The sequence below is a fragment of the Streptomyces pseudoechinosporeus genome (assembly GCF_054783935.1).
The window spans coordinates 275169-300238 of record NZ_BAAGPS010000005.1; the positions used below are offsets into that span (position 1 = coordinate 275169).

General features: G+C 68.6%; 26 protein-coding genes. 8 read left to right on the plus strand and 18 right to left on the minus strand.

Annotation, left to right across the window (positions count from 1 at the left end; translation table 11 throughout):
• Positions 1-4: 4 nt before the first annotated feature.
• Positions 5-736, plus strand: a complete 732-nt coding sequence (locus ACYVO6_RS07870) for a TSUP family transporter (RefSeq protein ID WP_461058674.1) — start codon at positions 5-7, stop codon at positions 734-736.
• A gap of 21 nt (positions 737-757) precedes the next feature.
• On the opposite strand, the gene ACYVO6_RS07875 is transcribed toward ACYVO6_RS07870, so the two are convergent.
• The 5 genes from ACYVO6_RS07875 to ACYVO6_RS07895 form a co-directional block, all read right to left on the minus strand.
• Positions 758-1339, minus strand: a complete 582-nt coding sequence (locus tag ACYVO6_RS07875; protein WP_461058676.1) for a Uma2 family endonuclease — start codon at positions 1337-1339, stop codon at positions 758-760.
• Positions 1340-1389: 50 nt separating this feature from the next.
• Positions 1390-1719, minus strand: a complete 330-nt coding sequence (locus ACYVO6_RS07880; RefSeq protein ID WP_461058678.1) for a hypothetical protein — start codon at positions 1717-1719, stop codon at positions 1390-1392.
• Positions 1716-2798, minus strand: a complete 1083-nt coding sequence (locus ACYVO6_RS07885) for a hypothetical protein (protein ID WP_461059329.1) — start codon at positions 2796-2798, stop codon at positions 1716-1718. The genes ACYVO6_RS07880 and ACYVO6_RS07885 overlap by 4 nt, the downstream gene beginning before the upstream one ends.
• A gap of 278 nt (positions 2799-3076) precedes the next feature.
• Positions 3077-3262, minus strand: coding sequence for a DUF397 domain-containing protein (locus ACYVO6_RS07890; protein ID WP_461058680.1), 186 nt, complete (start codon positions 3260-3262; stop codon positions 3077-3079).
• Complete coding sequence (locus ACYVO6_RS07895; RefSeq protein WP_461058682.1) at positions 3259-4146, minus strand: helix-turn-helix domain-containing protein; 888 nt, start codon at positions 4144-4146, stop codon at positions 3259-3261. The genes ACYVO6_RS07890 and ACYVO6_RS07895 overlap by 4 nt, the downstream gene beginning before the upstream one ends.
• A 3-nt stretch (positions 4147-4149) precedes the next feature.
• Here ACYVO6_RS07895 and ACYVO6_RS07900 point away from each other — a divergent pair, with 3 nt between their 5' ends.
• Entirely contained in the window at positions 4150-4566 is a 417-nt protein-coding gene (locus tag ACYVO6_RS07900) for a hypothetical protein (protein ID WP_461058684.1), read from the plus strand.
• 30 nt (positions 4567-4596) lie between these two features.
• Here the strand turns inward: ACYVO6_RS07900 and ACYVO6_RS07905 are convergent, their stop codons facing one another.
• The 5 genes from ACYVO6_RS07905 to ACYVO6_RS07925 form a co-directional block, all read right to left on the minus strand.
• Positions 4597-5340: a phosphotransferase family protein gene (locus tag ACYVO6_RS07905; RefSeq protein ID WP_461058686.1), complete on the minus strand. Its 744-nt coding sequence runs from the start codon at positions 5338-5340 to the stop codon at positions 4597-4599.
• A gap of 24 nt (positions 5341-5364) precedes the next feature.
• Positions 5365-5529 carry a hypothetical protein gene (locus ACYVO6_RS07910; protein WP_461058688.1) on the minus strand — a complete coding sequence of 55 codons (165 nt, stop codon included), beginning with the start codon at positions 5527-5529 and terminating at the stop codon, positions 5365-5367.
• 4 nt (positions 5530-5533) lie between these two features.
• Positions 5534-6193 carry a DUF5063 domain-containing protein gene (locus ACYVO6_RS07915; RefSeq protein WP_461058690.1) on the minus strand — a complete coding sequence of 220 codons (660 nt, stop codon included), beginning with the start codon at positions 6191-6193 and terminating at the stop codon, positions 5534-5536.
• A gap of 91 nt (positions 6194-6284) precedes the next feature.
• The gene (gene recR / locus ACYVO6_RS07920; RefSeq protein ID WP_461058692.1) at positions 6285-6884 is read right to left on the minus strand and encodes a recombination mediator RecR; all 600 of its coding nucleotides are present in this window, start codon (positions 6882-6884) and stop codon (positions 6285-6287) included.
• A gap of 111 nt (positions 6885-6995) precedes the next feature.
• Positions 6996-7337: a YbaB/EbfC family nucleoid-associated protein gene (locus ACYVO6_RS07925; protein ID WP_033322471.1), complete on the minus strand. Its 342-nt coding sequence runs from the start codon at positions 7335-7337 to the stop codon at positions 6996-6998.
• Between the two features lie 289 nt (positions 7338-7626).
• Between ACYVO6_RS07925 and ACYVO6_RS07930 the strand changes: the two genes are divergently transcribed.
• Positions 7627-8454 (plus strand): SLATT domain-containing protein, encoded by an 828-nt coding sequence (locus ACYVO6_RS07930; protein ID WP_461058695.1) that lies wholly within the window; start codon positions 7627-7629, stop codon positions 8452-8454.
• Between the two features lie 221 nt (positions 8455-8675).
• Here the strand turns inward: ACYVO6_RS07930 and ACYVO6_RS07935 are convergent, their stop codons facing one another.
• The 5 genes from ACYVO6_RS07935 to ACYVO6_RS07955 all read right to left on the minus strand — a co-directional run bounded on the left by ACYVO6_RS07935 (position 8676) and on the right by ACYVO6_RS07955 (position 14978).
• Complete coding sequence (locus ACYVO6_RS07935; RefSeq protein WP_461058697.1) at positions 8676-10076, minus strand: M20/M25/M40 family metallo-hydrolase; 1401 nt, start codon at positions 10074-10076, stop codon at positions 8676-8678.
• A gap of 99 nt (positions 10077-10175) precedes the next feature.
• Entirely contained in the window at positions 10176-11741 is a 1566-nt protein-coding gene (locus ACYVO6_RS07940; protein WP_461058699.1) for a PstS family phosphate ABC transporter substrate-binding protein, read from the minus strand.
• A gap of 138 nt (positions 11742-11879) precedes the next feature.
• The gene (locus ACYVO6_RS07945; RefSeq protein ID WP_461058701.1) at positions 11880-13820 is read right to left on the minus strand and encodes a serine/threonine-protein kinase; all 1941 of its coding nucleotides are present in this window, start codon (positions 13818-13820) and stop codon (positions 11880-11882) included.
• A gap of 79 nt (positions 13821-13899) precedes the next feature.
• A complete protein-coding gene (locus tag ACYVO6_RS07950) occupies positions 13900-14367 on the minus strand; it encodes a MarR family winged helix-turn-helix transcriptional regulator (protein ID WP_461058703.1) in 468 nt (155 codons plus the stop codon).
• On the minus strand, positions 14364-14978 hold the full coding sequence (locus ACYVO6_RS07955; protein ID WP_461058705.1) for a type 1 glutamine amidotransferase family protein: 615 nt from the start codon (positions 14976-14978) through the stop codon (positions 14364-14366). Before ACYVO6_RS07955 ends, ACYVO6_RS07950 begins: the two co-directional genes overlap by 4 nt.
• A 181-nt stretch (positions 14979-15159) precedes the next feature.
• Here ACYVO6_RS07955 and ACYVO6_RS07960 point away from each other — a divergent pair, with 181 nt between their 5' ends.
• The 3 genes from ACYVO6_RS07960 to ACYVO6_RS07970 all read left to right on the plus strand — a co-directional run bounded on the left by ACYVO6_RS07960 (position 15160) and on the right by ACYVO6_RS07970 (position 18252).
• Complete coding sequence (locus tag ACYVO6_RS07960) at positions 15160-16515, plus strand: aminotransferase class III-fold pyridoxal phosphate-dependent enzyme (protein ID WP_461058707.1); 1356 nt, start codon at positions 15160-15162, stop codon at positions 16513-16515.
• 135 nt (positions 16516-16650) lie between these two features.
• A complete protein-coding gene (locus ACYVO6_RS07965) occupies positions 16651-17379 on the plus strand; it encodes a GntR family transcriptional regulator (RefSeq protein WP_461058709.1) in 729 nt (242 codons plus the stop codon).
• Between the two features lie 222 nt (positions 17380-17601).
• Complete coding sequence (locus ACYVO6_RS07970) at positions 17602-18252, plus strand: hypothetical protein (RefSeq protein ID WP_461058711.1); 651 nt, start codon at positions 17602-17604, stop codon at positions 18250-18252.
• A 444-nt stretch (positions 18253-18696) separates the two neighbouring features.
• Here ACYVO6_RS07970 and ACYVO6_RS07975 read toward each other — a convergent pair whose 3' ends face one another.
• On the minus strand, positions 18697-20571 hold the full coding sequence (locus ACYVO6_RS07975) for a serine/threonine-protein kinase (RefSeq protein ID WP_461058713.1): 1875 nt from the start codon (positions 20569-20571) through the stop codon (positions 18697-18699).
• Positions 20572-20795: 224 nt separating this feature from the next.
• Positions 20796-21815, minus strand: a complete 1020-nt coding sequence (locus ACYVO6_RS07980) for a right-handed parallel beta-helix repeat-containing protein (RefSeq protein ID WP_461058715.1) — start codon at positions 21813-21815, stop codon at positions 20796-20798.
• 283 nt (positions 21816-22098) lie between these two features.
• On the opposite strand from ACYVO6_RS07980, the gene ACYVO6_RS07985 reads away from it, so the two are divergent.
• The gene (locus tag ACYVO6_RS07985; RefSeq protein WP_461058717.1) at positions 22099-22698 is read left to right on the plus strand and encodes a Uma2 family endonuclease; all 600 of its coding nucleotides are present in this window, start codon (positions 22099-22101) and stop codon (positions 22696-22698) included.
• 58 nt (positions 22699-22756) lie between these two features.
• Here the strand turns inward: ACYVO6_RS07985 and ACYVO6_RS07990 are convergent, their stop codons facing one another.
• Complete coding sequence (locus ACYVO6_RS07990) at positions 22757-24040, minus strand: adenylosuccinate synthase (RefSeq protein ID WP_461058719.1); 1284 nt, start codon at positions 24038-24040, stop codon at positions 22757-22759.
• Between the two features lie 187 nt (positions 24041-24227).
• Between ACYVO6_RS07990 and ACYVO6_RS07995 the strand changes: the two genes are divergently transcribed.
• On the plus strand, positions 24228-25067 hold the full coding sequence (locus ACYVO6_RS07995; protein WP_461058721.1) for a diacylglycerol kinase family protein: 840 nt from the start codon (positions 24228-24230) through the stop codon (positions 25065-25067).
• The last annotated feature ends 3 nt before the right edge of the window (positions 25068-25070 follow it).

The following is a 25070-nucleotide window of genomic DNA, read 5'->3' on the forward strand; positions in this document are numbered from 1 at the left end:
CGCTGTGACGGGTGGATGGGCGGGGAACCTGCTGCTGGGCGGCATCATTCTGCTCGGTTCCTCCGTGCAGTGGCTGACCGGCATGGGCTTCGCACTGGTCGCCGTACCCGCGCTCGTCCTCCTGCTGGGGCCGAGCGAAGGGGTCGTCCTCGCCAACTGCGCCGCCGGGACCATCTGCCTCGTCGGGCTCGCGGGCGGGTGGCGGCACGTGCGGCTGCGGGCGATGGTGCCGCTGTGCGTCGCGGCCGCGTGCACCGTACCGGCCGGGACATGGGTGGCCCGGCGACTGCCCGAGCCCGTCCTGCTCGCCTTCATGGGGACGCTGGTGACGGTGGCCGTTCTGCTGGTCATGCGCGGCGCCCGGGTGACCGCCCTGCGCGGGGCCGGCGGCGCGGTGACCGCGGGAGCACTGGGCGGCTTCATGAACTCGGCGGCGGGCGTCGGGGGACCGCCGGTCTCCCTGTACGCGGTCAACGCGGGCTGGCCGGTACGGGAGTTCGTCCCGAACGCGTTCTTCTACGGAGTGATGGTGAACGCGTTCTCCGTCGCCGCGAACGGGTTGCCCCAACTCAGCACGCCCGTCTGGCTGTTGGCCGCGACCGGCATGGCCGCCGGAGCCGCCATCGGGAGGGCGCTCGCCCCTCGGGTCCCGGAGGAGCGGGCCCGGGTGTTGGTGCTGCTGCTGGCGCTGGGCGGAGGGCTCACGACTTTGGGGAAAGGACTCTGGGGACTGTAGAGGCTTTGCATCCCAGCTCCCTCAGTCCACGAACTCCTTGAGCGGATCGGTGTCCAGGGTGATGTTCACAGGCGCCGGGAGGTCGACGGCCGCGCCGAAGGGCAACTTCTCCTCTCGCCGGTAGCGGCCGTCCTCGGGCTGCGAGAACACGACGACCGAGCAGTCGTCGCGGTCGATGAGGAGGTAGACGGGGATGCCTGCGGCGGCGTAGCCGTCGGGCTTCTCGACGCGGTCGCGCCGGTTGGTGTCGGAGTCGTACGACGTGACCTCCACAGCCATCAGCACCGTGTCCGCGCTCGACCACTCGCCATGCCCCTTGAGGCCGCCCTTGGGGACCAAGATCCCGTCCGCGCGGGCACGCCCCTTACGGTAGGCCTCGGTCTTGAGGCCACGCTCAGGGTAGAGCCGGAGGTCGGGGCGCAGCTGCATGCACCGTTCCAGGAGCCACATGTAGATCTCACTGTGGTTGCCGTCGGGCACCGGCTTGACCTGGACCTTTCCATTGATGAACTCCAGCCGCACAGTCTCGGGGGCATGGCGTTCCAACTGCTCGAACTCCTCGACAGACATCTGCGGCCGGTCCTGGTCGGTCCTGGGGGTCATGGCGTCGCCTCCTCGACTCCATGGTGCCCTGACCGGCACGTCCTGCACGCTCATACGTCCCTCCCATCCGGCGGACCTCCCTCGAGCGGTTCGCCGCCTTGTTCGTCGTCGCCCACGGGCCTCATGAGCCGATCGATCTGGGCATCTGCGGCCGCGAGCTCCTCTTCGATGAAGGGCCCGTACTCCGCCTCGTACTCCCGCATGGCCGCGAGCCCGGCGGCGCGGCGTTGCTCGTGGTTCGGATGGGCACCGAGGTACTCCTCGACTGCATCCGCCACCACGGCGTCGACGGGTCGCCGATCCGCCTGTGCGTAGTCCCGCAGACGGGCGATCAGGCCCGCGTCGAGCCGCAGAGCCAGGCATCCGTTCTCGACCGTCACGGCTTCCACCGCCTCGGCGGGAGGCCGTTCGCGATGCGGTCGCGGTTGTCGCGGTAGTGGTAGTGGACGCGGTCCTCGATGGGCACGGGGCGGAAGGTATCGGGTACGGGTCCGCCGGTACGACTCTCGAGCTTCCCCCTGAGGATCTGAGCGGACCTGGTCCCCATGTAGGCGATCTCCTCGAAGCCCTTCTTGACGTCCTCCGGCGTCATCCCCAGCTCCGCCTCCTCCGCGCGACAGTCCTCGCACACGCCCCGGACGATCTTCGCCGTACGCTCGTCCGCGTCGCAGGTGGCGCACGCCATGATCACGCGGGTCACGCGGGCGCGGAGGGGGCGGCCAGGACTGGTCTCGGCGGTGCTGTTCTTCTGCGGGGGCATCTTCGACTCCAATCGGTTGCGGGCGAGTCCGTCCGGGTTCGTGACGGTGGGCGGCAGCCCGTCGGTCAGCGCACGGGTCATGTCGGCCGGGGTGGCGCCTCGCGACAGCCACTCGGCGGCTCGGGGCTCGAGCGCTCGGCACTCGGCTTCGGAGAGCGCCATACGGGGGTCTGCGGTGCGGAGTTGGGCGAGTGCGAGGTATGCGGCGCTGGGCTCGGCGGTCGGTTCTGCCTCCGGAGTCGGCTCGGCATCCGGTGCCGGGGCCGGGGCCGCGTCCGGAGCGGGGGCTGGAGCCGGCGCGGGGGACTCTGTTCGGGCAAGTCCCGGCTGGTAGTTCTGGGTTACGTCCCTGCCGTGGCGCTCTCGGGTGAACTCGGCCCACCACTCCAGTGACCTGGGCGTACGCGACCAGTACGTCCGCGTGACCCATCGCATCGAGTTGTCCTCGACCGTGATGTGTTCCTTGATCCAGCGCAGGTGGCCGAACTCGGTGAGGTTCCTGAGGGACGTACGGGACGCCTGCTGGCCGTAGCGGGGGTGCTCGGCCGCGATCGCCTTGTGGCCCATGGCGTGGCCGTCGTCGAGGTGGTCGATGAAGATGGCGAACTCGGCGTCCCGGGGGCACAGATGCGCGAAGTCCGCGTCCGCGTGCGGGGATTCGTCACCCACGGCGCGCTTTCCGTAGCCCGTTTTGGCCATGGGGTGGGTGGGGCGCGGCAGCACAGGACTAGGGTGGGCGTAAGCCACGATCGAGCCTCGACTTCGATCCGTAGGGCTAGGCCCCGTGTCCGGTGTTGGTAGCACCGGCCGGGGCCGATCTTTTGCCGCGAACCTAGAGCGACTTTACGTTCAGATTCAAGCCGATCACGGAACGTCACTCTTACGAGTTACGCGCCCTCAACTCACGTACAGACTTGGTTGGTTGGGTTAATCCCCACCAGACCCAGAACCCAGGGGAAGAGCTCGGGTCTCGGGGCTCAAGCTCCGGGCTGAACTGCGGAAACGAAGGCAGACCAGACGGGGGTGGGGACGACGAGTTCCGGGCTGTTGGTCAGCTTGGAGTCGCGTATGTGGACGATGGTGGGACTGGTGGCCACCTCGACGCAGGCCCCACCTTCGGAGTTGCTGTAGCTCGACTTGAACCACTTCAGTTGCTCGCTCATAGCTCTTCTGCCATCCGCTCGATGGATCTGACTGACTCAGCCGGGCTGAGGGCCACTGCGCGGATCATGCTAAGCCGCTCGGCTTGCGAGCTGACCACGGCTGGATCAAAGGACAGGTTGCTCGCGAACTGCCCTTCGTCGAAGGCGAACCGTTCATGGTCGCGGGTCTCCAGCAGCACCATGGGTCCGAGCAGTGCCGCAGGTACGGCGCGATCGAAGGGCAGCACCTGGATCGAGATGTTGGACATCTGCCCCACGTCAAGCAGGTCGAGCAACTGCTCCTTGTCCACGTGCGGGCCACGCAGGGCCGCCTCGTACAGGACGAAGTTGCACACCACCAACGGCTTGCGGCTGAGAAGCTCCCGGCGCTCCATCCGCGCCTCCACCCGCTCGTTCACGGTCTCTTCGTCAAGCGGCGGGTAGTGATCCCCGATCAGCCGTCGTGCATACGCGTTCGTCTGCAACAGGCCTGGGATGAGCACGAGTTCGTACCACCCGAGGATGGCCGCCTCTCGCTCCAGCGCCATGTAGTCCTGGGAACGCGCCGGGAACTTCTCCTTCTGCAAGTACTCCTTCGCCGCACTCAGTAACCCCTCCGCATTGCACAACCCATCCGCCGCATCGAGCGCACGCGGCGTCGGCATGCGTACGCCCTGCTCCATGGCCTTGATCGTGTCCGGTGAGTAATTGGCGGCAGCGCCCAACTCCTCACGGCTGACGTTCGCCTTGATACGCCATCGCTTCATCTGGTTACCGCTGTAGCGCCAGTTGATCGGCGACGGCGTAGCGGAGTTGTACTGGACTGACACTGCGGCCACCTCCGACTGATACACCTCGGCGTGTATCCCCTCAGTCACTACCGAGCGTATCCGGGTGTTCGCCATCGTGTGACCATGACGAACGCAATCCCGCACTACCGCCCCGAGTGGGTTCCCCTCGCCGGCCACCAACTCCGCGTATCCGGCGTCCACTTCGATGCGATCCGCATCCAGGGCGTACGAGGAGAACAGGTCGCCGCCGAACTCATCGAGGCGGCCGACGGCGACGCGGGGCCCGTTGTCTGCGAGGCGGTCGGGTTCCGGTGGATGTACTTTCTGCTGGCACCGGGGGCCGCGCGGACGTGTGAGTGGCCGCTGGGCGTGCAGCGGTTCGGCAGGGCCGGGAGCCGTACGGTCACATACATCGGGATCCCGGCGCTGGACGGGAACACCTGGCCGTTGCAGTGGTACAGCGAGCCGACGGTCACGGCGCCTTACGTGGAGGCCGGGCAGCTGCGGGCGGTGCTCGGCCCTCTCGGAACATGACGGCGGAGCGCCTGCGGCAACGGCTCATTGCTATGTGAGGGCAGCCTCGAAGACCTCGCGATTGGCTGTGGTGTACGCGTGCTCGCGCCGAGACCAGGCGATGCGGTCGGCGATCTGTCGGCAAGTGGCCTCAACGGCCCCCGGATTGACCTGTACCTCTGCCCAGAAGCGAACATTGCGGGCCTGACGTTCCAGCATCGCATCGACGAGTACACCCCGCTCCGGGCCGACCAGAGCATAGGCGTCAGCCAGCACACGCACCTGCGCGGCCTGAACAGCGACCGGTGGCGCCTGCGCTTTGGACGAAACGCACCACAGCCAGGCCATATAGCCGAGATCCTCCAGCGGGCTGCCTGGCGCGGCCGTGTCGAAGTCGATGAAGGCGACCGGTGTCTCGTTCTGGAAGACGGTGTTGTTGGGCCCCAGATCGTGGTGGCACACGACCTGGTGCGGCCCTGCGAGACCGCTGCGACGGGTTGCGTCGTGCATGGCACGCACCAGTGCGCCGACTGCGGCGACCTGCCCGTCGGTCCACTGCTGGAGCTTGGGCGGAACCCAGCCCGGAAGATAGCTGAACGTGTCCCGCCCCGCTTCGTCCCGGCCCAGATAGCGCGGCGCTCCCGCGAACCCTCGGTTCTCCAACAAGCCGAGCAACGCGGCAACGAACGGCGAAGCCGCCGAAGCCGGTCTGCGGACAGTGTCGGCGACGCGGACGACACCCTTGGTGAGACGGCCTCCGGCCAGCGGAACGACGTCATCAGAGGTGTCGGCCATACCGCGAGTTCCTCCTGGGCAGGGTCAGCCCTGCTCCTCGTGGATCTCCCGCAGGTGGTGATCCACGACGTACGCCTCGGTCGCCGTGCGCGCCACCTGCTTGCGAGACTCCCATTCGGCGTCGGACACGTCGGGCTGGTTCTCCCGCATCCGGCGCTTGACCTCTGCCCAGCTGCTGTACCGGCTCATCGTGTTACTTGACCTCGCGCAACCCCAGCGGCCCCGCCAGCTCCTCCGCCATGACCTTGCCGGCCTCCTCCTCCAGGGCGTCCTCGTTGAGGTCCTGGTCGGTGTCGAGGCCGTTGAGTTCTTCCAGGGGCTGGTTCAGGCGTACGTGGGCCACCAGGGACTGGAGGGCTCGGAGGGTGGCGGAGGCCGTGGAGCCCCAGTTGGAGAAGTACGAGAACTGCCACCACCACAGGGCCTCCGTGGTGCGGCCCGCGCGGTAGTGGGCCATGCCGTGGCGGAGGTCGGTGATGACGTCGGCCAGATCGTCGGAGATACGGGCGGGGACCCGGCCCTTGCGGTGCTCGTAGGGGTCGAAGACCTCGGAGTAGACATCGATCGGGTCGAGCAGGGCGGCCAGGCGCTCGCGGAGTTCGTCCACGTCCGGCTCGGGGCCGAGGTCGGGCTCGTAACGCTCCTCGGGAAGGATGTCCTCGTGGGCGCCCAGACGGCCGCCCGCCAGCATCAGCTGGGAGACCTCGAGCAGCAGGAAGGGCACGGCCGAGTCCGGCTCGTCGCCCTTGGCAACCTCGGTGACCGCGACAAGGAAGCTCTCGATCTGGTCCGCGATCTGGACCGCGAAGTCACCAGGGTCGTGAGTGGTCGCGTGCAGCGTGGCGTCAGACATCTAGAAGTCGACCTTCCTCATGAGCAAAACACGTTCAGACATCCAGGAGCCGCCCTCTCGCGAAGGCGCGGCCTTCTCGGTGGCGTTCATCTCAGACATCGAGCAACCGCCTCCCCTCGAAAGCCCGGCCCAGGGTGACCTCATCGGCGTACTCGAGGTCACCGCCGACCGGCAGACCGCTGGCCAGGCGGGTGACCTTGAGGCCCATGGGCTTGATCATGCGGGCGAGATACGTGGCCGTCGCCTCGCCCTCCAGGTTCGGGTCCGTGGCCAGGATCAGCTCGGTCACCGTGCCGTCCGCGAGGCGGGCCAGGAGTTCCCTTATCCGCAGGTCGTCGGGGCCGACGCCCTCGATCGGGCTGATCGCGCCGCCGAGCACGTGGTACTTGCCCCGGAACTCCCGCGTCCGCTCGATCGCCACGACATCCTTCGGCTCCTCCACCACGCAGATGACCGAGAGGTCGCGGCGCGTGTCGCGGCAGATGTTGCACAGCTCCTCCTGCGCGACGTTCCCGCAGGTGGCGCAGAAGCGGACCTTCGCCTTCACTTCGAGGAGCGCCTGCGCGAGACGCCGTACGTCCGTCGGCTCCGCCTGCAGGATGTGGAAGGCGATCCGCTGCGCGCTCTTGGGACCGACGCCGGGGAGCCGCCCCAGTTCGTCGATGAGGTCCTGGACCACGCCTTCGTACAACGGATTGCCTTCCTGTTCACGCTCTCTCGGTACGTACCGTAGTCGCGCTTGCCTTCTTGGTACGTACGGTAGTTGGCGCCCGGCCTTCTTAGAAGAGACGGCCGGGTTGACTTAGAACGGCAGGCCGGGGATGCCGCTGCCGCCCAGGCCCTGTGCCAGCGGGCCGAGTTTCTCCTGCTGGAGCGCCTGCGCGTTCTCGTTGGCCGCCTGGACCGCCGCGACGATCAGGTCGGCGAGGGTCTCGGTGTCCTCAGGGTCCACGGCCTTCGGGTCGATCTTGAGGGCGCGCAGCTCGCCGGAGCCCGTCACGGTCGCCTTCACCAGGCCGCCGCCCGCCTGACCGTCGACCTCGGTACGCGCCAGCTCCTCCTGCGCGTTCGCGAGGTCCTGCTGCATCTTCTGGGCCTGCTGGAGCAGCTGCTGCATATTGGGCTGGCCACCACCGGGAATCACGATCAGCTCCTGGTTTCGTACGGCTGTCCGGGCAGGGGTTTTCCGCCCGCGCGGGCGTCTCCCCGCCTGGGCATGAGCCTACGTGGTCTACAGCGGCATCGCTCCAGCACTCTTTCGAGTGAGGCAGGGCGATTGCCTATACCTGATCAAGGATCACGTCCGAGCGTAAAACCCCCGATACCGGGGCCATCGCCACCCATTGGGAGGTAGTAAGGGTGGGGCGCTTCAGCAGCTTGCGGCACCCATGCGCCACGGTACCGTCACGCAACGTAACGATGAGGGAGCGTCGGTGAGCCAGCCGGAGATGCAGCCCGAAGGGTCGGCCCAGGACGGTCGGGGTAACGGGCGGGGGGACGGTCGAGCTGACGGATATGGGAGCGGATATGAGGGCGGCGGATATGGGGGCAGCGTGCGGGCCGGTGATCTGGTGCGGGCCGGGGAGGCGGCGCCCCGTGATCTGATGGGGCGGCCGTTTCCGCTCAGTGACTGGGCGGAGCCGGCTGAATCGCTCCATGAGCTGTACCGGTGGGTGGAGGCGGGGGCGCACGCCACGGTCTCCTGGTATCTCGCCGGGCGGGGATGGAAGCGGCGGGGGGCGCGGGTGCTTCGGGCCGGTACGGCTGTGGGGGTGGCCGTCGGGGCCGCGTTGCCGATGCTCGATCTCACGGGGGCGGTGGGCGGTGTGGCCCCCTGGGGTTATCTGGCGCTCCTGGGTGGAGTCGCTTGTGTGGCGGTGGACCGTTTCTTCGGGGTCACGTCCGGGTGGATAAGGGATGTGGCCACGGCTCAGGCCGTGCAGCGGCGCCTGCAGGCGCTGCAGTTCGACTGGACGTCGGAATGTGTGCGGGAGGTTCTCGGGCCTACGGAGGGGACGGCCGCGGATGCTGCCGAGCGGTGCCTTGGGGTGTTGCGGCGGTTCTCCGATGACGTTACGGAGCTGGTGCGGGCGGAGACCGCGGACTGGATGGTGGAGTTCCGCACCGGGTCCGCTCCGCTGGGTTTGCAGTCGTCCGTGGCCGGGGCTTCGCGGCCGGACCCGTTGGCGCCGGGACGGCCGCCTTTGGCGCCGGGGGCGCGGCCGAACATGCCTCGGCAGCGGCCGCCGGAGGCTCGGTGAGGGTGGAGTTTCGCCCCCGCCGCCCCTACCCTCCCCCCCTCTCGGCTTCGCTCGAGCGGGGGACCCCCATCATCCCTGAGGGCTGCGCCCCCAGACCCCCGCATCGGCCTGGCGGCCTCGTCCTCAAACTCCCCCAGCTACCGCTGGGAGGTGCCCCCGGACGGGCTGAAATCAGCCCGTCCGGCGTTTGAGGACCGGGGGTCCAGGGGGCAGAGCCCCCCTCACGCCTGCGGCTGCGGGAACGCCACCGGGCTTCGATAACCCGCCCGGCTCACCGCCCTCACCCCGAAGAACACGTTGTCCTTCGACAGGTCCACCTTGTGTTTCGTCACGTCGCCGACCGGGATCACGTGCGTCCAGTCGGGCTCCGTGGTCTCGCGCCACACCACCTCGTAGCCCGCGAGGTCGGGCTCGGAGCCGCGCGTCCAGGTCAGCTCGGTGGAGTTCGTCAGCGCGGCGGTGAGGATCTTGGCACCCCGCGGTGTGCCGGGGGCCTGGGCCAGGCTCCAGAGGGCGGCTGCGTTGACCTTCGCGACGCGGGCGATGAAGGCGAAGTCGCAGAACTCCGGCAGGTCCCCGTACTGCTTGCCGTCCTCGACCCGTACGTCCTGGTGCTGGTGCGCGTAGTCCTCCGCCGGTTCGGTGAAGCGGGCGGCGGGATAGGCGCGTTCGAGGAAGGGGATGTGGTCACCGCCGCGGCGGTAGCGGTCGCGGCGGTAGATGACGCGTACGTGCATGCCGGTCGCGGAGTTGTCCGCCGTGTCCCGGACGAAGCGGGCCAGCTGGCGGGTGGCGGAGTCGTTCTCGCCGCCCACGGAGCGGCGGGTGGCGGCCTGTTCGGAGGTTTCCGAGCTGGGGACGCCCTCCGCGAAGAGGCGGATCGTGTACCGGTCCTTGGTGCCGTCGTCCGCCGTCGGGCTGCCCACGATGTCGTTGGTGAACATGCCCTGGACGTCCGCGTCGGCCGACCGGAACCGCTGCGCCATGTGCGCCGCCCCGTACAGCCCCTGCTCCTCCCCCGCCACCGCCGCGAACACGATCGTCGCGGCAGGGCGGCGTTTCGCCATCACTCGGGCCAGTTCCATGGCGACCGCCACCCCAGAGGCGTCGTCGTCCGCACCCGGAGAGTCCGAGGTGGCGTCCATGGGGTCGCTGCATCGGGAGTCGTAATGGCCGGAGACCACATAGATGCGGTCCGGGGTGACCGAGCCGCGCAGGGTCGCCACGACGTTCGTGATGCGGGTGGCCACCGGGATGCGGTTCGCCGGCTGCTGGACGTACGACTGGAGTTCGGCCGTCATCCGGCCGCCGGAGGCCTTCGCGTACGACTTCATCTCCGCGAGGATCCAGTCGCGGGCCGCGCCGATGCCGCGTTCGGGGTTGTCCTGGCTGGAGAGGGTGTGCCGGGTGCCGAAGGAGGCGAGTTTGCGGACGGTCGCCTCGATGCGGTCGGGGTCGATCTCCTGTAACAGGGCGCGGAGTTCGCGGGACGGGGGCTGAGCGGTGGCGGGGGGAGGCGTACCGGTGGGCTCCATCGCCTTGGCCTGTGCGGTGACCGCGTCGGCCGAGGCCGCTACGGCGGCCGATGCCGCGGCCAGGACGTTTCTTCTGCTGGGGCGCATGGGTCCTCCCGGAACACGGATGTACGGGTGCACGGGTGAGGGAACACCGTGACCTGCCATCGTTCTGCACGCGCCCAGCAGGGGCAAGGGTGCCGGAGTTCAGTCGGCCTCGTCGCTCCTGGCCTTCTCGTCGCACAGCTTGGCCCCGGTCACCGTCTCGCACGGCACGTGCCCATGGCCGCGGATCACGCTCTGGGCGGTGCCCCGGCGCATATAGGCGAGGAAGCTGTCGGTGAGGGAGCTCGCGGAGGGGCGGCGGTAGGTGTAGGCGTACTCGAGGCCGTAGTACGGATAGGCGTTCTCGCCCCTCTCCAGGTCCTCGACGGAGGACTGGTGACCGTCGATGGCGAGCCGGCGCAGATCGCGTCGCTCGGTGGCCTGGCTGAGTTCGCTGTAGCCGATGGCGCCGGGGATCTCGGCGACCTTGTCCAGCACCTGCTGCGTGGAGTCGAGCTCGCAGCGCGTGACGGGGTAGGACGAGTCGTCCTTGCTGCGGCAGTCCAGCGAGGTGCTGGGCACCCGCTCCCAGCTGTCCAGCACCTCCCGCTGGAACATCTGCCGGGTACCGGAGTCGGCGTCGCGGCTGACGAGGACGACAGGAAGGTCGGGGAGCCGCTCGTCGAGCTGCCGCCAGCGCGTGACCTCGCCGCGGTAGATACGGCGTACGTCGTTCAGGGTCAGGCCCCCGCTCGGCCGGATGCCGTCGTTGACGACCAGGGTGAACAGGGACAACGCGACCCGGTTCCCGTCCAGTTGGGGATCGTCGATGGTCTTGGGGCCGTCGGAGAAGGCGATGACGGCGGGCGAATCCTTCGACTGGGCGCCCAGGGCGGCGAGTTCGCTGACCCCGGCCGTACTGCCGCGCGCGTCCACGGTGATGTCGGCGCCCTCGCAGTCCTTCTCGTACTCGTCCTCCAGGTCCTCCAGCACGGGCTTGAACGCCGTCGACCCGGTGAGTGTCAGCTCGCCCGTCTCGCATTCGATCGGCGGCGGGGTGTCGTCCCGGGCGACGATGATCGTGGCCAGGGTGATCACGCAGAGCGTGAGCAGCACGGTGATCAGCCGGGCCGCGCGGCTGAACAGCGGCGGTTTGTCGTCCGGAAGAATGGCGCTGTTGGGATGCACCTCGCCGTCGCGGATGCCGCCGATGAGCCGTATGCCGCAGCCGACGTCCCCGCCCGACAGCAGCACGAGCAGCTTGAAGTGCTCGCCGCGGTTGAGCGGGACTCGGGGGATGCGCAGGACGCCGTCCTGGTAGCCGAAACCCGCGGCCGGGGTGAAGTGGTCCATGAGGTGGTCGGTGCCGGCCGGCTGGGTGACCGACACACCTCGGATCACGCGGTCGCTGAACACCGCGGTGAGACCGTGCCGTTCACGCCCGGTGTAGTCGTTGTCGGCGATGCTCTGCGAGCCGTCGTTCTCGACGCGCAGCAGTACAAGCGTCGCGTCGGACATGTCCGACGCCTCGTCGAACAGCCCGAGCCGTACGTTCGCGCGGCCCGAACGCACATCGTGGCCGATGGGGTTGTCCATCTGCACGCGGTAGCCGATCCGCTTCCGGCGCGGCACCCGGCGCTCGTACCAGACCATCACAGCGGACGCCACGACACCGACGACCGCCGTCGTCAGCGCGATGACGTTCTCCGCGCTCAGCCAATCCTGCACGTGAGCCACTCCCCCGAGCATGACGCTGCGGGATCAAGGTACGGCCCTCGGTGGGGACATTACGGACACGACAGCGGAAGTTCAGCGGCCGTTCAGCGACTTCACAGGTTTGTGTACGTCAAGTCGCCTTGCCGTACGTCATTGCGCCCTGTTGTACGTCAGCTCGCCGCCGTTTGCCGCGCGGCGCAGGCGGCCGTCCGGGAGGATGGTCAGTTCCGTGGCCTCACCGGGGCTGCAGGCGGTGGCCGGTTCGCCGACGGTGACCGTGGAGGGGCCGATACGCAGCGGGCCGCCGGTGGTCGGGGCCTCGGCCAGTTTCGCCTGGAACACGCAGTGGTACGTACCGCCGTCGGCCGGTCCGTCCGCCGTGAGCGAGAGCACGATGTCGCCCACCTCGCCCTGCTGGATGGTGAGCCGGCGGGTGTTGCTGCCGGTGCCGGTGTCGAAGACCGCTGTCCAACTGCCGAGGTATGCGGTGGGGATCGTGCCGCCTGCGGGGTTCTCCTCCGCGGTCGTCGGTGGCTGTGCGGTCGGCTCCTGGGCCGGGCCCTGGCTGGTCGGGGCCGTCGCCGTGGGGGCGCTCGTCGTCGGTGACGTCGAGGGGTCGCCGCCCGCGCCGTTGCTGTCCCCGCCGCCGCTCATCAGGGCGTAGACCGAGCCTCCCGCGGCGAGCGCGACGACCAGGGCCACCACGATCAGGAAGGCGGTGGAGCGGCCGTTTCGGTGGGGTGGTTGCTGCGGCGCGCCGACTCCCGGCCCGTACGGGGGAGTCGAGCCCGGCCCAGGCCCGTACGCCGGAGTCGCACCCCAGGTGCCGGGCTGCTGCGGGTAGCCGTACCCGGCGGGCTGCGGGTGCTGTTGCGGATAGCCGTAGGCCGGGCCCGGCGGATGGGTGGGCGGAGCCGTCCGGCCCGGACCGTTGACCATCGTGGGCAGGTGGTCCATCGGGGCGCTGCCCGGGGGGCCCGGCGGGGGCGGGGCCAAGTCGTCGGAGGCGGGGGCGTGTTCCGGGGCGGCTTCGGGGGTGGGGGCGTGGGGCTTGACGACGTCCACGGCGACCGGACCCGCCACACCGCCCGCGGCGGCCACCTCCGCGGAGCCCGCCGAATCCGTCGCCTTCTCGGCGCTCGCGGCGGCCTCGGCCCCCTCCTCCGGACTCTCCGGATTCTCGGTGTCCAGCAACTGCACGGCATGGCGCCCCAGTTGGGCCACCAGCATGCTCGGCAGCCATGGGTCGCGGCTGCGGCCGTCGGCGACGGTGTCCTCCGCGCCGGTACGTTCCAGGATGTCGTCGAGGCTCGGGCGGGCGGCCGGGTCCTTGCGCAGACAGAGCCGTACGAGATCGGCGAGGCCTTCCGGCAGCCGCTCCAGGTCCGGTTCCTCCTGCGCGATGCGGAACATCAGGGCGTGCACCCCGCTGTTGGCCGTGCCGAAGGGAAGGTCGCCGGTAGCCGCGTACGCGAGGACGGCACCCAGGCAGAAGACGTCGCACGCGGGTGTGATGCGGTCGCCGCGGACCTGCTCGGGGGCCATGAACCCGGGCGAGCCGACGAGCGCGCCGGTACGCGTCAGTCCTCCGTCGGTCACGGTCTCCAGGGCGCGCGCGATGCCGAAGTCGATGACGCGGGGGCCGTCGATCGTGACAAGCACGTTCGAGGGCTTGAGGTCGCGGTGGACGATCCCGGTGGCGTGAATGTCCTTGAGGGCGTGGGCGAGTCCGGCCGCGAGGATGCGTACGGAACGCTCGGGCAGCGCGCCATGGTCGTGCCCGACGACCGTCTGAAGGGACGGCCCGGCGACATAACCGGTCGCCACCCACGGAATCGCGGCCTCCGTGTCCGCGTCGAGCACGGGAGCGGTCCAGTACCCCCCGACCCGCCGCGCGGCCTGCACCTCCTGCCGGAACCGCGCCCGGAACTCCTCCTGCTCGGCAAGCTCCTGCCGGACCAGCTTCACGGCGACGGTACGGCCCCGGTCGGAGCGCGCCAGATACACGTTCCCCATGCCGCCGGCGCCCAGCCGCGCCAGCAGCCGGTACGCGCCGATCCTCTGCGGATCCCCCGGCCCCAGCTTCTCCATGGCCAGCGCCACCTTCCCCCTTGCGTGTGCAACAGGGTGAGGATAGTGCGGCCGTACGGGGCGGCGGGTCGGGCGGTCTTTACAGGTCCGTAACGGGTGACGCCGACGACGAGACCTCGTCGAGTGCCTGCGACAGGCGTTCCAATACGCGTACGGTCTCGGCGAACGCGTCTTCGCCGAGAGCGTCCGCGAGGCGGTCGGCGAGGGCCGCGTGGCCGGGGTCGATCTTCGCGATGGCGGCGCGGCCCTCCTCGGTCGGAGTGAGCAGCTTGGCGCGGCGGTGGGCGGGGTTGGGCGCGTACTCGGCGAGGCCCTTCTCGACGAGCAGGTCGGCGATCCGTTGCACGCTCTGCCGGGTGATGCCCATCGCGCGGGCGATCCCGGAGACGGGGAGGGGCTCGGGGAGTATGGCTCCGAGTACCTGCCACCAGGCGGCGGTCAGTCCGGCGGGCCGGGCCAACTCGTCTGCCACGGACAGGAATTGGCCGTTGAGCCGGAAGACGCCGAGGGCGCTGCGGCTGAGCAGGTCCTGATGCTCTCGGCTCACTGGCCGGCTGCCTCGAGGACGGCGTACGCCTCCGGGTCCGAGTCATGGAACAGCCGGTACCAGGCGTCCAGCACCTCGCCCTCGTACACGCCGAGCAGCCGGAACACCTCGCGGGCGAAGGCGACGGGTTCGGTGGGCCCGGCGGTGATCAGCTTCCCGTCGGTCACGGCGTCGGCGTCGACGTACCGCTCGCCACCCTTGTAGCCGGTGGCGGCCAGATAGAAGGAGATGGCGCTGGTGTGCCGGCGGTCGTCGAGCAGCCCTTCGCGGGCCAGCCCGGCGGTGCCTCCGCAGATGGCGGCGACGGGGACGCCCGCGTCGAGAAACTCCCGCGCCTTGCGAGCGAACGGCGCGAGGTCGTCACTCGTGTCCCAGAGGTCGGCACCGGTGAGGATCAGCAGCGAGCTGTCCTCGGGGCGTACGCCGTCGAGGGCGAGGTCGGGCTGAATCCGCAGACCGCCGATGGTCGTCACCGATTCGAGGGTGGATCCCACGGTCCGGATCTCGTACCCGGCACGGGCGAGATACGCGGTCGTGTGTCCGGTCTCCCAGTCGGCGAAGGTGTCGTAGACGGCGAGGTGGACGGGCTTGCGGGGAGTCGTGGCGGTCATGGCTTCTCCTTGGGCCGACTGGAACATGTGTAAGCATGCTGTCATTTCGACAGTATGCTGTCAATGGGGGATGCCTTCGAGGACCCGCCCCGCCACGCCCGACACACTGTCGCGTTCCCGCCCCCACCCCACACAGAACGCCGATATCGCGCCCACCCCCCGGATACCTACGCTCACCCGCATGACCCCTCAGCCCAACCTCCAGACCGGTGCCGCAGTGAAGGCCACGGACCGTGCCCACGTCTTCCACTCCTGGTCCGCGCAGGAGCTCATAGACCCGCTCGCCATCGCCGGCGCCGAGGGTTCGTACTTCTGGGACTACGACGGCAAGCGGTACCTGGACTTCACCAGCGGGCTCGTCTTCGCCAACATCGGCTATCAGCACCCGAAGATCGTCGCCGCGATCCAGGAGCAGGCCGCCACCCTCACCACCTTCGCGCCCGCCTTCGCCATCGAGGCCCGTTCGGAAGCCGCCCGGCTCATCGCCCGCAGAACCCCCGGCGACCTCGACAAGATCTTCTTCACCAACGGCGGCGCCGAAGCCGTGGAGAACGCCACCCGTATGGCCCGGCTGCACACCGGCCGCCCGAAGGTGCTGTCCGCCTACCGCTCGTACCACGGCGCCACCGCCACCGCGATCAACCTCACCGGCGACCCCCGCCGCTGGCCCAACGACACCGCGTCCGCCGGAGTCGTCCACTTCTGGGCGCCCTACCTCTACCGCTCCCCCTTCCACGCCGAGACCGAGGCGCAGGAATGCGAGCGCGCCCTGACGCACCTCGCCGACACCATCGCCTTCGAGGGCCCGGCCACCATCGCCGCGATCATCCTCGAGACCATCCCCGGTACGGCCGGCATCATGATCCCCCCGCCCGGCTACCTGGAAGGCGTCCGCGCGCTCTGCGACGAGTACGGCATCGTCTTCGTCCTCGACGAGGTCATGGCCGGCTTCGGCCGCACCGGCGAGTGGTTCGCCGCCGACCACTTCGGCGTCGTACCGGACCTGATGACCTTCGCGAAGGGCGTGAACTCCGGGTACGTGCCCCTCGGCGGCGTCGCGATCTCCGAAGCCGTCGCGGAGACCTTCGCCCGCAGGCCCTACCCCGGCGGACTCACCTACTCCGGGCACCCGCTGGCCTGCGCCGCCGCCGTCGCCACGATCAACGTCATGGAGGAGGAAGGCATCGTCGAGCAGGCCGCCCGCACCGGCGAGAGGGTCCTCGGCCCCGCCCTGCGCGAGCTCGCCGCCCGTCACCCCAGCGTCGGCGAGGTGCGCGGCACCGGCGTCTTCTGGGCCTTGGAACTCGTACGGAACAAGGACACCCGCGAACCCCTCGTCCCCTACAACGCCTCGGGCGAGGCCAACGCCCCCATGACCGCCTTCGGTGCCGCCGCCAGGAAGCACGGTCTGTGGCCCTTCATCAATATGAACCGCACCCACGTCGTCCCCCCGTGCACCATCACGGAAGCCGAGGCGAAGGAGGGCCTGGCCGCGCTGGACGAGGCGCTGTCGGTCGCGGACGAGCACACCGTGTAGCACGGTGGGGGCATACGGCCATGGGAGGCGCCGTATGCCCCGATGCGCCCCCATCGCACCCGAACCTGAACGCGTATGGTGACGTGCTCGTAGACATGAGCGCGTACTGACCCGATCGGGGGAGGACCAAGAACCATGCCCGGCACCGGCGGCGGCAATGGCGCCGTGACGCGCAGCACACTGCGGCAGCAGATCGCGGACGCGCTGCGCGACGAGGTGCTGGCCGGGCGCCTCCAGCCGGGCCAGGAGTTCACGGTGAAGGAGATCGCCGAGCAGTACGGCGTCTCCGCGACCCCCGTCCGCGAGGCCCTGGTCGATCTGTCGGCGCAGGGTCTGCTGGACGCGGACCAGCACCGCGGTTTCCGCGTGCACGAGTACTCGCCGGCCGACTACCGGGACATGATCGAGGCCCGCGGCCTGGTCACGGACGGCCTCTTCCACAGGTACCTGGACGAGAGGTCCGACATCAGCCGGGCCGCCCGCGCCGCCCTGGACGCGCGCGCCGACGACCCGCGCACCGCCGCCGTCCTCGCCGGAGTGCGCCGCCGCGGCGAGGAGGCCGAGCGTGCCGCCGTCGCCGGTGACCTGAACATACTGATCGGCTACGACCTGCGCTTCTGGCGCGAGCTCAGCAATCTCTTCGGCAACCCCTACCTCTCCGACTTCCTGCACCGCCTGCGCGTCCAGTCCTGGGTGTGCGCGGTCCAGTACCTGCGTACGGCGGATCTGCGCGGCCGCCTCTGGGCCGAGCACACCGCACTCGTGGACGCCCTCGTGCGCCGCGACGCCGAGGCCGCGCACACGATCGTCGACGAGTACAACGCGCACTCCCTCGCCCTCATCGAACGGCTCGCGGCGGGATAAGTGGGACCCGCTCGTGAGGTGCCCGGGGACGTGGGTCGGCGGAGTGTGGGTAGGGGATCTGTACGACGGGGCCGACGGGATCCGTACGACGGGCGGGCTGGATCCGTACAACGGACGGCCTGGATCCGTACAACGGGCGGGCGGGTTCCGCACGACAGGGGCAGACCGCGCTTGTCACCCATTACGCTGCCTTGACCACTGTGCTATCCGAGGAGTTCTCTGTTGGCCTGTGACCTGTGGCTGGTCCCACTCGTCGACGTGCTGTGCCATACCCCCGACAACCCCTTCGCCGAGGAACTGGCGCTCTACGACAAGGTCCTGAGCGAGGCCGGACTCCCGCCGGTGCCGGTGTACCAGTACATGCCGGGGCTGTCCGGCGACGTGGCCCCGGTCGCGGGCTTCGACTACGACGCGCTGCACTTCCTGCGGCGTGCGTACCTGCTGCAGGTGCGCGGTCTCGCGGTGACCCCGGTCGACGAACTGGGCGGCGACTACGAGCAGTTGCTGGAGATCTTCGAGGCGACGGCCCAGCAGTCGCACCTGGTCTGGCACTACGACCACGCGGGCGCGTACGTCCCGGTCGACTTCCCGCACCCGCTCTCGAACGACGAACTCCTCGCGGGCGGCGGCCCCTTGGGCTCCTCCCAGACCCTGCTGCGCGAGCTGGAGTTCGTGGCCCCGACGATCGGCATCGACCCCGCGAACCCGCCCCTGCCTCCGGAACCCCCCCTGGCCCCCACGTCATTGGAGGAACCGGCCGCTGCCGCCCCCTTCGACGCGAGCCCCTTCGCCCGCGAGCGGCATGTGTGGCTGGGCCTGCACGCGGCGGCGACGCGGAGCCTGGCCCAGGGCTCGATGATCATCTTCAGTTGAGGGTCATCCCAGCTGCGACAGTCCCTTCTGCAGGTCATCGAGGTTCATGACCGGGAAGACCTCGACCTTGGCGTTCGAGATGGTGGACTCCTTGCCGCCACGGTGTCTCGCGGTGCGTTTCGTGGTACGTGCGGCATGCCTGAGCGGCCTTGGTTAAGTTCGGTGCGGTACCGCGCCCCGTAAGGGGCGCGGGGCGTGACACGATGCGGCTCCGCCGCGATGGGGGTCCCCCCGCTCATGGGGGTCCCCCCGCTCGAGCGAAGCCGAGAGTGGGGGAGAAGCCGAGAGTGGGGGAGCGACCAGCCCCCACCGGCCCGCGCACGCGGCGGAGCCGCATATCGACACAGCATCACCGTTCTTCCAGCGGAGCGCTTGGTGCGGGAACACCCGGTCGTGAGGACCATGGCCCGTACCGATCCGGACCTGGTGCACGCCGCTGAACCGTCAACGTGATGGCAGTTTGGCTGCCGCCGACGCCGCCACGTCCTCGGCCATCCCGCAGAGCTGAGACGCGGGCTGCGTTCCGTAGCCGTGGACGGTGACGAGCAGCATTTCCAACGCCGGATTTCGGTCCGTGCCGATGTACCCCTCATGAGTCACGGTCACGTGGCAGGTTCCCTCACCGTTGCCGTTCGCCTCGATGAGGGCGTCGTGACGGCCGATCTTGGTGAAGCTGCCCTTGGTGCCGGCGCGCGGTTTGCCCTGGTCGAAGCGGATGAACACTGACTGCCTGCCGGCAGTGTCATTCCAGCGGCATTCCCAATTCCCGAAGCCGGATTGCGGGTGAGCGGCGTCGGTATGGGGCAGCCGGGAAAGCGCGTCGTCGTCGAGAAGCTCGCAAGCGTCCACGTTGGCCAGCGAACTGGTTTTGAACGGCGCGGGTCGCCGGGGAATCCCGCCGTCGCGGATCTTGTCTCTCGCAGATGCCGCGGCGACGTTGGCGATGGCGCACAGGTCGGTCGTGGTCTTGATGTCCGTCTTCGCTCTGATCCGGGCGGTGACCGGACCGCCGAGCCACACCTCCCGGGTGCACTCGGTGTCGCTCGGTGTTTTCCGTTCGATGCTGAGCGGCCCCGCCGAGGCATTTTCTCCCGCCGACTCCTGGTCGACCCTGAATTCCACCACGACATCTACTTGGGGCCGGCCGGGCGCCTTGACGAGGACGTCACAACGGTTGAAGTTGCCGACATCGGGGTCCTCGTGGGCCGCACCGAACCGGCGGAGAGAGGCGGCGTCGGTCAGCCCGCAGGGATCCGCCGTGCGGGCTTCCCCGACCCCCGGCAGGTGTGTCGAGGCCGACGGTGCCGAGTTCTTCGATGCCGAGTTCTTCAGTGTCGAGTTCTTCGGTAGCGGCTCAGGGAATTTGGTCGCTCCCCAGACGGAGAGCAACACAGCAACCACTACGGACACCGCGGCAAAGGCAGCGACACGGTGCCGCTGACCCGTGGGTGGACGGATCAGGCGGGTAACCGTTCCCACCAGCGGCACGGTCAACGACTCAGTCTTGGCCGTACGACTGATGCCCTGCCCGATTGGTTCGATGTGGCCCGCGCCAGTGACGTTCTCAAGCATCCGCTTGGCTTCTGCCGCTGTCGGCCGCCCCGCGGGGTCGACTCGTAGCAGCTCGCACAGAATTGGGGCGAGCGCCCCGGCACGGCTGGGCTCGAGAATTTCCCCCTCTGCCGCTCGCCGTACGAGTGCCATGGGGTTGTCGGCCGAGCCGACCGGCGGCACTCCCTCGATCGCGCGGAACAACGTGGCACCGAGCGAGAAGACGTCGGAGGCCGGCGTGGGTGGTGCTCCATTGGCCACCTCGGGGGCGAGGTAGCCAGGAGTTCCGGCGATCAGGCCGGTGGCGGTGAGCGTCGGTTCGTCTCGCAAGTTGCGCGAGATCCCGAAATCGCCCAGCTTGGCGTGATCACCACCGGCGACGAGCACGTTGCCGGGCTTGATATCGCGATGCACGATGCCCCTGGAATGCACGGTCTCCAACGCGTCGGCGAGCTGCGCACCGAAATGAGCCACTCGCTCGGGAGGCAGGGCATCGTGCTTACCCAGGTCCGGCCCTTCGACGTACTCCATGACCAACCAGCACTCGTCGTCCTCTTCCACCACGTCATGCACTGTGACGACATGCGGATGGTTCACCTTCGCCAGGAGGCGCGCCTCACGTCGCAGGCGCCTGATCTGTGAATCACCTCGCACCAAGGCACGCTTGACCGCGACCTCGCGGTCCAGCTCCGTATCGGTGGCAAGCCAGACAGCCCCGTTGCCGCCGGAGTCGATCTCTTCTTCCAGTCGATATCGGCGGCCGATCACAGAAATTTACCTCCCCCATTCAGAACAGCATAAAGATGCCGCCTGATCACGAATACGAGGGCGCCCTCTCGCGGACGCTGCGGGGCAACACTAGACCACATCGATGTGGATTATGGACCGGTTCCGAGATATCACGGCGACCGTTCACCCGTTCAATAGAACGAGCGTCCGCCAGCTCTACGCAGCGAGCCAGGAAATCGCAATCGCTGCCCGCCGACACGAATTCAGTCGGTAACTTCAATATTGGTCAGACCGCGACCCGCATATCGGACTTTATTGTCCCGGTACACCACGTTCGGCACCGAACCGCATTCATCCTGATCGACCACCTTGATCGCATAACCTTCAGCGCCGCCGAGGTTCGAGTCATTGGCCCGGAACACATTCCCGCAACCCCATCCGTTCACGATCACGTTCGTTTGGTAGCCGTCGACCAGCGCACCATCGCCGCCGAACGTACCGGTGTTGGCTTCGATCAGATAGCCGTTGCCCTTGACATCCAGCCAGGAGTCCGCGGAATTCTTACCAGAAACACCCTGCCCGTCGAAGGTATTTCCCCTGACAACACCGTCCTCGGTACCCTCCTTGATGTCGATATGCTCGGCGGTGATGCCCGGCCCCAGCTTGTTGTTCAGCGCCTGGTTACGGTTACTGCGATCGGGGCCTTTGTCCTCACCGTACTTTTCCCAGTTACTCTGCGCCGAGCCGAAGTAGATACCTTCGCCGAACTGCGGCTTCTTCAGCCCGGTGTCATGGATCCGCGAATCCTGAATGACGTTGTCCGAGCTGGACTTCCGGAAGTGAACGGCCTCCTCATCGATTCGGGACACTTCCACGTCATCGATAACGACACGATTGGAACTGTCGAGCACGATGCCCTTTTTGGCCTCGGCCACCGAGAAACCGGTGAGATTCCAGTGGGCCGCGCCGTCGAGACGCAGACCGTATCCGCCGCTGTTGGAGAGTACGGACTGGGGTGTTCCGCTCAGCGTGATGGGTTCCCGCTCGGTTCCCTTCACGGTGGCGGCGAAGGATCCGCTGTAGTCTCCGGCCGCCAGCTGGATGGTGTCACCCGGCTTGGCGTCAGCGAGAGCATCGGCCAACTCCTGGGACGAGCTGACCGAGATCGTGTTCCCGGGCGAATTCGGTTCCCGGGTCGGGTTCGCCACCGCGGTGACGCCGACGGCCAGGCCCAGCACGGCGCCGGCCAAGGCCCACACCGTGAGACGGGAGTTGGAGATCATTCACTGTCCTCTGTGCGGGCGGCGGGAGCCGCGACCGGGTGATCGCTACCGGCCGCAGGCATGAGAACAGGGACTCCCGGCAGCCCGAGGTATCGACCAACTCGCGCGCCAGGAGGCCCTGTTGCCGCAGTTGTACGCCGCCACGCAGGTGGGGTCCAGTTCGGTCACCGGGACGTGTGACTGTCTGCTCACCGGTTCGGAAAGCCGAGCGAAAGCCCGTACACGCTTGGATACGCTGAGTAGCGAATGGCCCGCTTCGCAAGAAAGGCGCATCCTGACGGTGATGCTGGAACGACCGACGATAAGCGGCACCGAGCCCCCCAGCTTCGAGGGCATGCTGGACGCCCTCGACGAGCTGCACGTGCCCGACGGCTACAAGGCCGAGATCATCAAGGGGAACATCGTCTTGTCACCGTGGTCGAAGGGGTACTACCTCAACATCATGGAGCTGGTGTGTGAGCAGCTTCGGCCACACCTTCCGGAAGGGCACCGGATCAGTTATGGCCCGTTTCTATACGTATTTCCGGGCTCTGAGCGCGCCTACGGCCCCGACATCCATGCCGCCGACAGTCGCACCCATCAGACCGCCAGCAACCGCCTGGACGGCGAAAGCCTCTCCTTCGTCGCAGAGCTGACGTCATCCTCCACACGGGACGACGACCTCACCGACAAGGTCGAGACCTACGGGAAGGCAGGCGTCCCCGTCTACCTGATCCTTGACATGCAGGAGGAGCAGGCCACCGTCCTGTGGGGTCCCTCCGCCAAGGGGTACGAGGGCCGCTTCACCAAGGACTTCGGCGAGAAGCTCCACATCCCCGCACCGTTCGACTGCATGCTCGACACCGCCGGATTCCAAGCCCCAAAGGAGCCCGAGGACGGCTGACAGCGAGGACAACGCGGAGAGGGGCGCCCAGTCCGGGCGCCCCTCTTTTCGGTCCGTATCAGAGGAACGAGTTGATCTCGATCGTCTCGTCGCGGCCCGGTCCCACACCGATCGCCGAGATCGGCGCCCCCGACATCTCCTCCAGCGCCTTGACGTAGTCCTGGGCGTTCTTGGGAAGGTCGGCGAAGGTCTTGGCCTTGCTGATGTCCTCGGACCAGCCAGGGAGCATCTCGTAGACCGGCTTCGCGTGGTGGAAGTCGGTCTGGGAGTAGGGGAGTTCCTCCACTCGCTTGCCGTCGATCTCGTACGCCACGCAGACCGGGATCTCCTCCCAGCCGGTCAGGACGTCGAGCTTGGTGAGGAAGAAGTCGGTGAGGCCGTTGACGCGGGTCGCGTAACGGGCGATGACCGCGTCGAACCAGCCGCAGCGGCGGTCGCGGCCGGTGGTGACACCGCGCTCGTGGCCGATGCGGCGCAGGGCCTCGCCGTCCTCGTCGAAGAGTTCGGTGGGGAAGGGGCCCGCGCCGACCCGGGTCGTGTAGGCCTTCAGGATGCCGATGACCCGGCTGATCTTCGTCGGGCCCACGCCCGCACCGGTGCAGGCGCCGCCCGCGGTCGGGTTCGACGAGGTGACGAAGGGGTACGTGCCGTGGTCGATGTCCAGGAGCGTGCCCTGGCCGCCCTCGAAGAGGACGACCTTGTTGTCGTCGAGGGCCTGGTTGAGGACCAGGACCGTGTCGGCGACGTACGGCTCGATCTGCGCGGCGTAGCCCAGCAGTTCCTCGACGACCTGGTCCACGGCGATCGCGCGGCGGTTGTACAGCTTGGTCAGGATCTGGTTCTTGACGTCGAGGGCCGCCTCGACCTTCTGGGTCAGGATCGACTCGTCGTACAGGTCCTGGACCCGGATGCCGACACGGTTGATCTTGTCCGCGTACGTCGGTCCGATGCCGCGGCCGGTCGTGCCGATCTTCCGCTTCCCGAGGAAGCGTTCCGTCACCTTGTCGACGGTGACGTTGTACGGCGTGATGATGTGAGCGTTTCCGCTGAGCAGCAGCTTGGACGTGTCGACGCCGCGCTCGTTCAGACCGCTCAGCTCGGAGAGCAGGACCGACGGGTCGACGACGACACCGTTACCAATGACCGGCGTGCATTCAGGCGAGAGGATTCCGGAAGGGAGGAGGTGCAGGGCGTACTTCTGATCGCCCACGACCACCGTGTGGCCGGCGTTGTTGCCGCCCTGGTAGCGCACCACATAGTCCACGGATCCACCGAGCAGGTCGGTGGCCTTTCCCTTGCCTTCGTCACCCCACTGAGCACCGAGCAGCACAAGTGCGGGCACAGGCGTACACCCCTTCCGGGTGGGGCATGTCCAACATCAGGGGCGTACGCTGCACAGCTTGTGCCGCGTACACCGGCGACCTTCGTTGGCCGCGACCCGTCGGACCGGATGCCCCGGAATAGACGAAGCCCCTGGCGCAATAGCGCAAGGGGCTCTTGCACAAAGATGCTACCCGAGGAAGCGAGGCATGACCGAGGTGGCGGCTTCCGACCAGCTCCTGGTGGTCATCGACCCGGTCGCCCGTCGCAATGACGGTGAGTCGGTACGGATCGCGAAAGACGTGCTCAGCGCGGGTGCGACCGTGAAACTGTGCCTCCCCGACGGGCCCGAGGAATTCGCCCGGGCACTGACCCGACGCGGGTCCCGGCGACCGGTCGTCGTGGGGGACGACCGGGCGTTCCTGCGGGCGGTGTCCCTTTTGCACCGGCAGCGGGAACTGGCCGGATGTGCGCTGTCGGTGGTGCCGGTGGGGAGTGCGCTGTCGCTCGTACGGTCGCTGGGGGTGCCCACCGGTGCCGTCGCCGCCGCGCGGGCTGTGCTCGACGGGGTCGAGCGGAGGCTGGATCTGCTCGCCGACGACAGCGACGGGGTGGTGCTGGGGGATCTGCGGATTCCGCCGGTGACGGGTCATCCGGGCGCCGCCCCGATGTCTGCCGAGGAGTCGTCCTCGCATCCCTGGCTGCGGACGTGCCAGTCGCTCGTACGGACCCTGACGGCGCGGCCCGCGCGGGTGGTGTCGGCGCCCGGGCCGTCCCGGCTGCGGGTCGAGGTCGACGGCGTCACCCTCGTCGACCTCGACCAGCCGGTGGAGGCGGTGTCGGTCACGCCCGGCGGTTCTGGTGCGCGGGTCGAGGTCCGGCCTGCGTCGGTGGGGGCGGAGGCCGCGCCGCTGGAGGCTGTCGCCCGGATCATCACCGTGTCGGGGGCGCATTTCCGCTACCGCGCGGACACGGTGGTCAGCGGGCCGGTACGAACTCGGACCTGGACGGTCCGGGAGGGGGCCTGGGGGCTTACGTTGCCGGGGTGACCA

Coding starts and splice junctions, on each gene's coding strand:
- ACYVO6_RS07960 (WP_461058707.1), top strand. CDS start 15,160: ATGACCCCTCAGCCCAACCTCCAGACCGGTGCCGCAGTGAAGGCCACG.
- ACYVO6_RS07945 (WP_461058701.1), bottom strand. CDS start 13,820: ATGGAGAAGCTGGGGCCGGGGGATCCGCAGAGGATCGGCGCGTACCGG.
- ACYVO6_RS07995 (WP_461058721.1), top strand. CDS start 24,228: ATGACCGAGGTGGCGGCTTCCGACCAGCTCCTGGTGGTCATCGACCCG.
- ACYVO6_RS07910 (WP_461058688.1), bottom strand. CDS start 5,529: ATGAGCCGGTACAGCAGCTGGGCAGAGGTCAAGCGCCGGATGCGGGAG.
- ACYVO6_RS07915 (WP_461058690.1), bottom strand. CDS start 6,193: ATGTCTGACGCCACGCTGCACGCGACCACTCACGACCCTGGTGACTTC.
- ACYVO6_RS07905 (WP_461058686.1), bottom strand. CDS start 5,340: ATGGCCGACACCTCTGATGACGTCGTTCCGCTGGCCGGAGGCCGTCTC.
- ACYVO6_RS07895 (WP_461058682.1), bottom strand. CDS start 4,146: ATGGCGAACACCCGGATACGCTCGGTAGTGACTGAGGGGATACACGCC.
- ACYVO6_RS07955 (WP_461058705.1), bottom strand. CDS start 14,978: ATGACCGCCACGACTCCCCGCAAGCCCGTCCACCTCGCCGTCTACGAC.
- ACYVO6_RS07965 (WP_461058709.1), top strand. CDS start 16,651: ATGCCCGGCACCGGCGGCGGCAATGGCGCCGTGACGCGCAGCACACTG.
- ACYVO6_RS07890 (WP_461058680.1), bottom strand. CDS start 3,262: ATGAGCGAGCAACTGAAGTGGTTCAAGTCGAGCTACAGCAACTCCGAA.
- ACYVO6_RS07980 (WP_461058715.1), bottom strand. CDS start 21,815: ATGATCTCCAACTCCCGTCTCACGGTGTGGGCCTTGGCCGGCGCCGTG.
- ACYVO6_RS07935 (WP_461058697.1), bottom strand. CDS start 10,076: ATGCGCCCCAGCAGAAGAAACGTCCTGGCCGCGGCATCGGCCGCCGTA.
- ACYVO6_RS07985 (WP_461058717.1), top strand. CDS start 22,099: ATGCTGGAACGACCGACGATAAGCGGCACCGAGCCCCCCAGCTTCGAG.
- ACYVO6_RS07885 (WP_461059329.1), bottom strand. CDS start 2,798: ATGGCCAAAACGGGCTACGGAAAGCGCGCCGTGGGTGACGAATCCCCG.
- ACYVO6_RS07875 (WP_461058676.1), bottom strand. CDS start 1,339: ATGACCCCCAGGACCGACCAGGACCGGCCGCAGATGTCTGTCGAGGAG.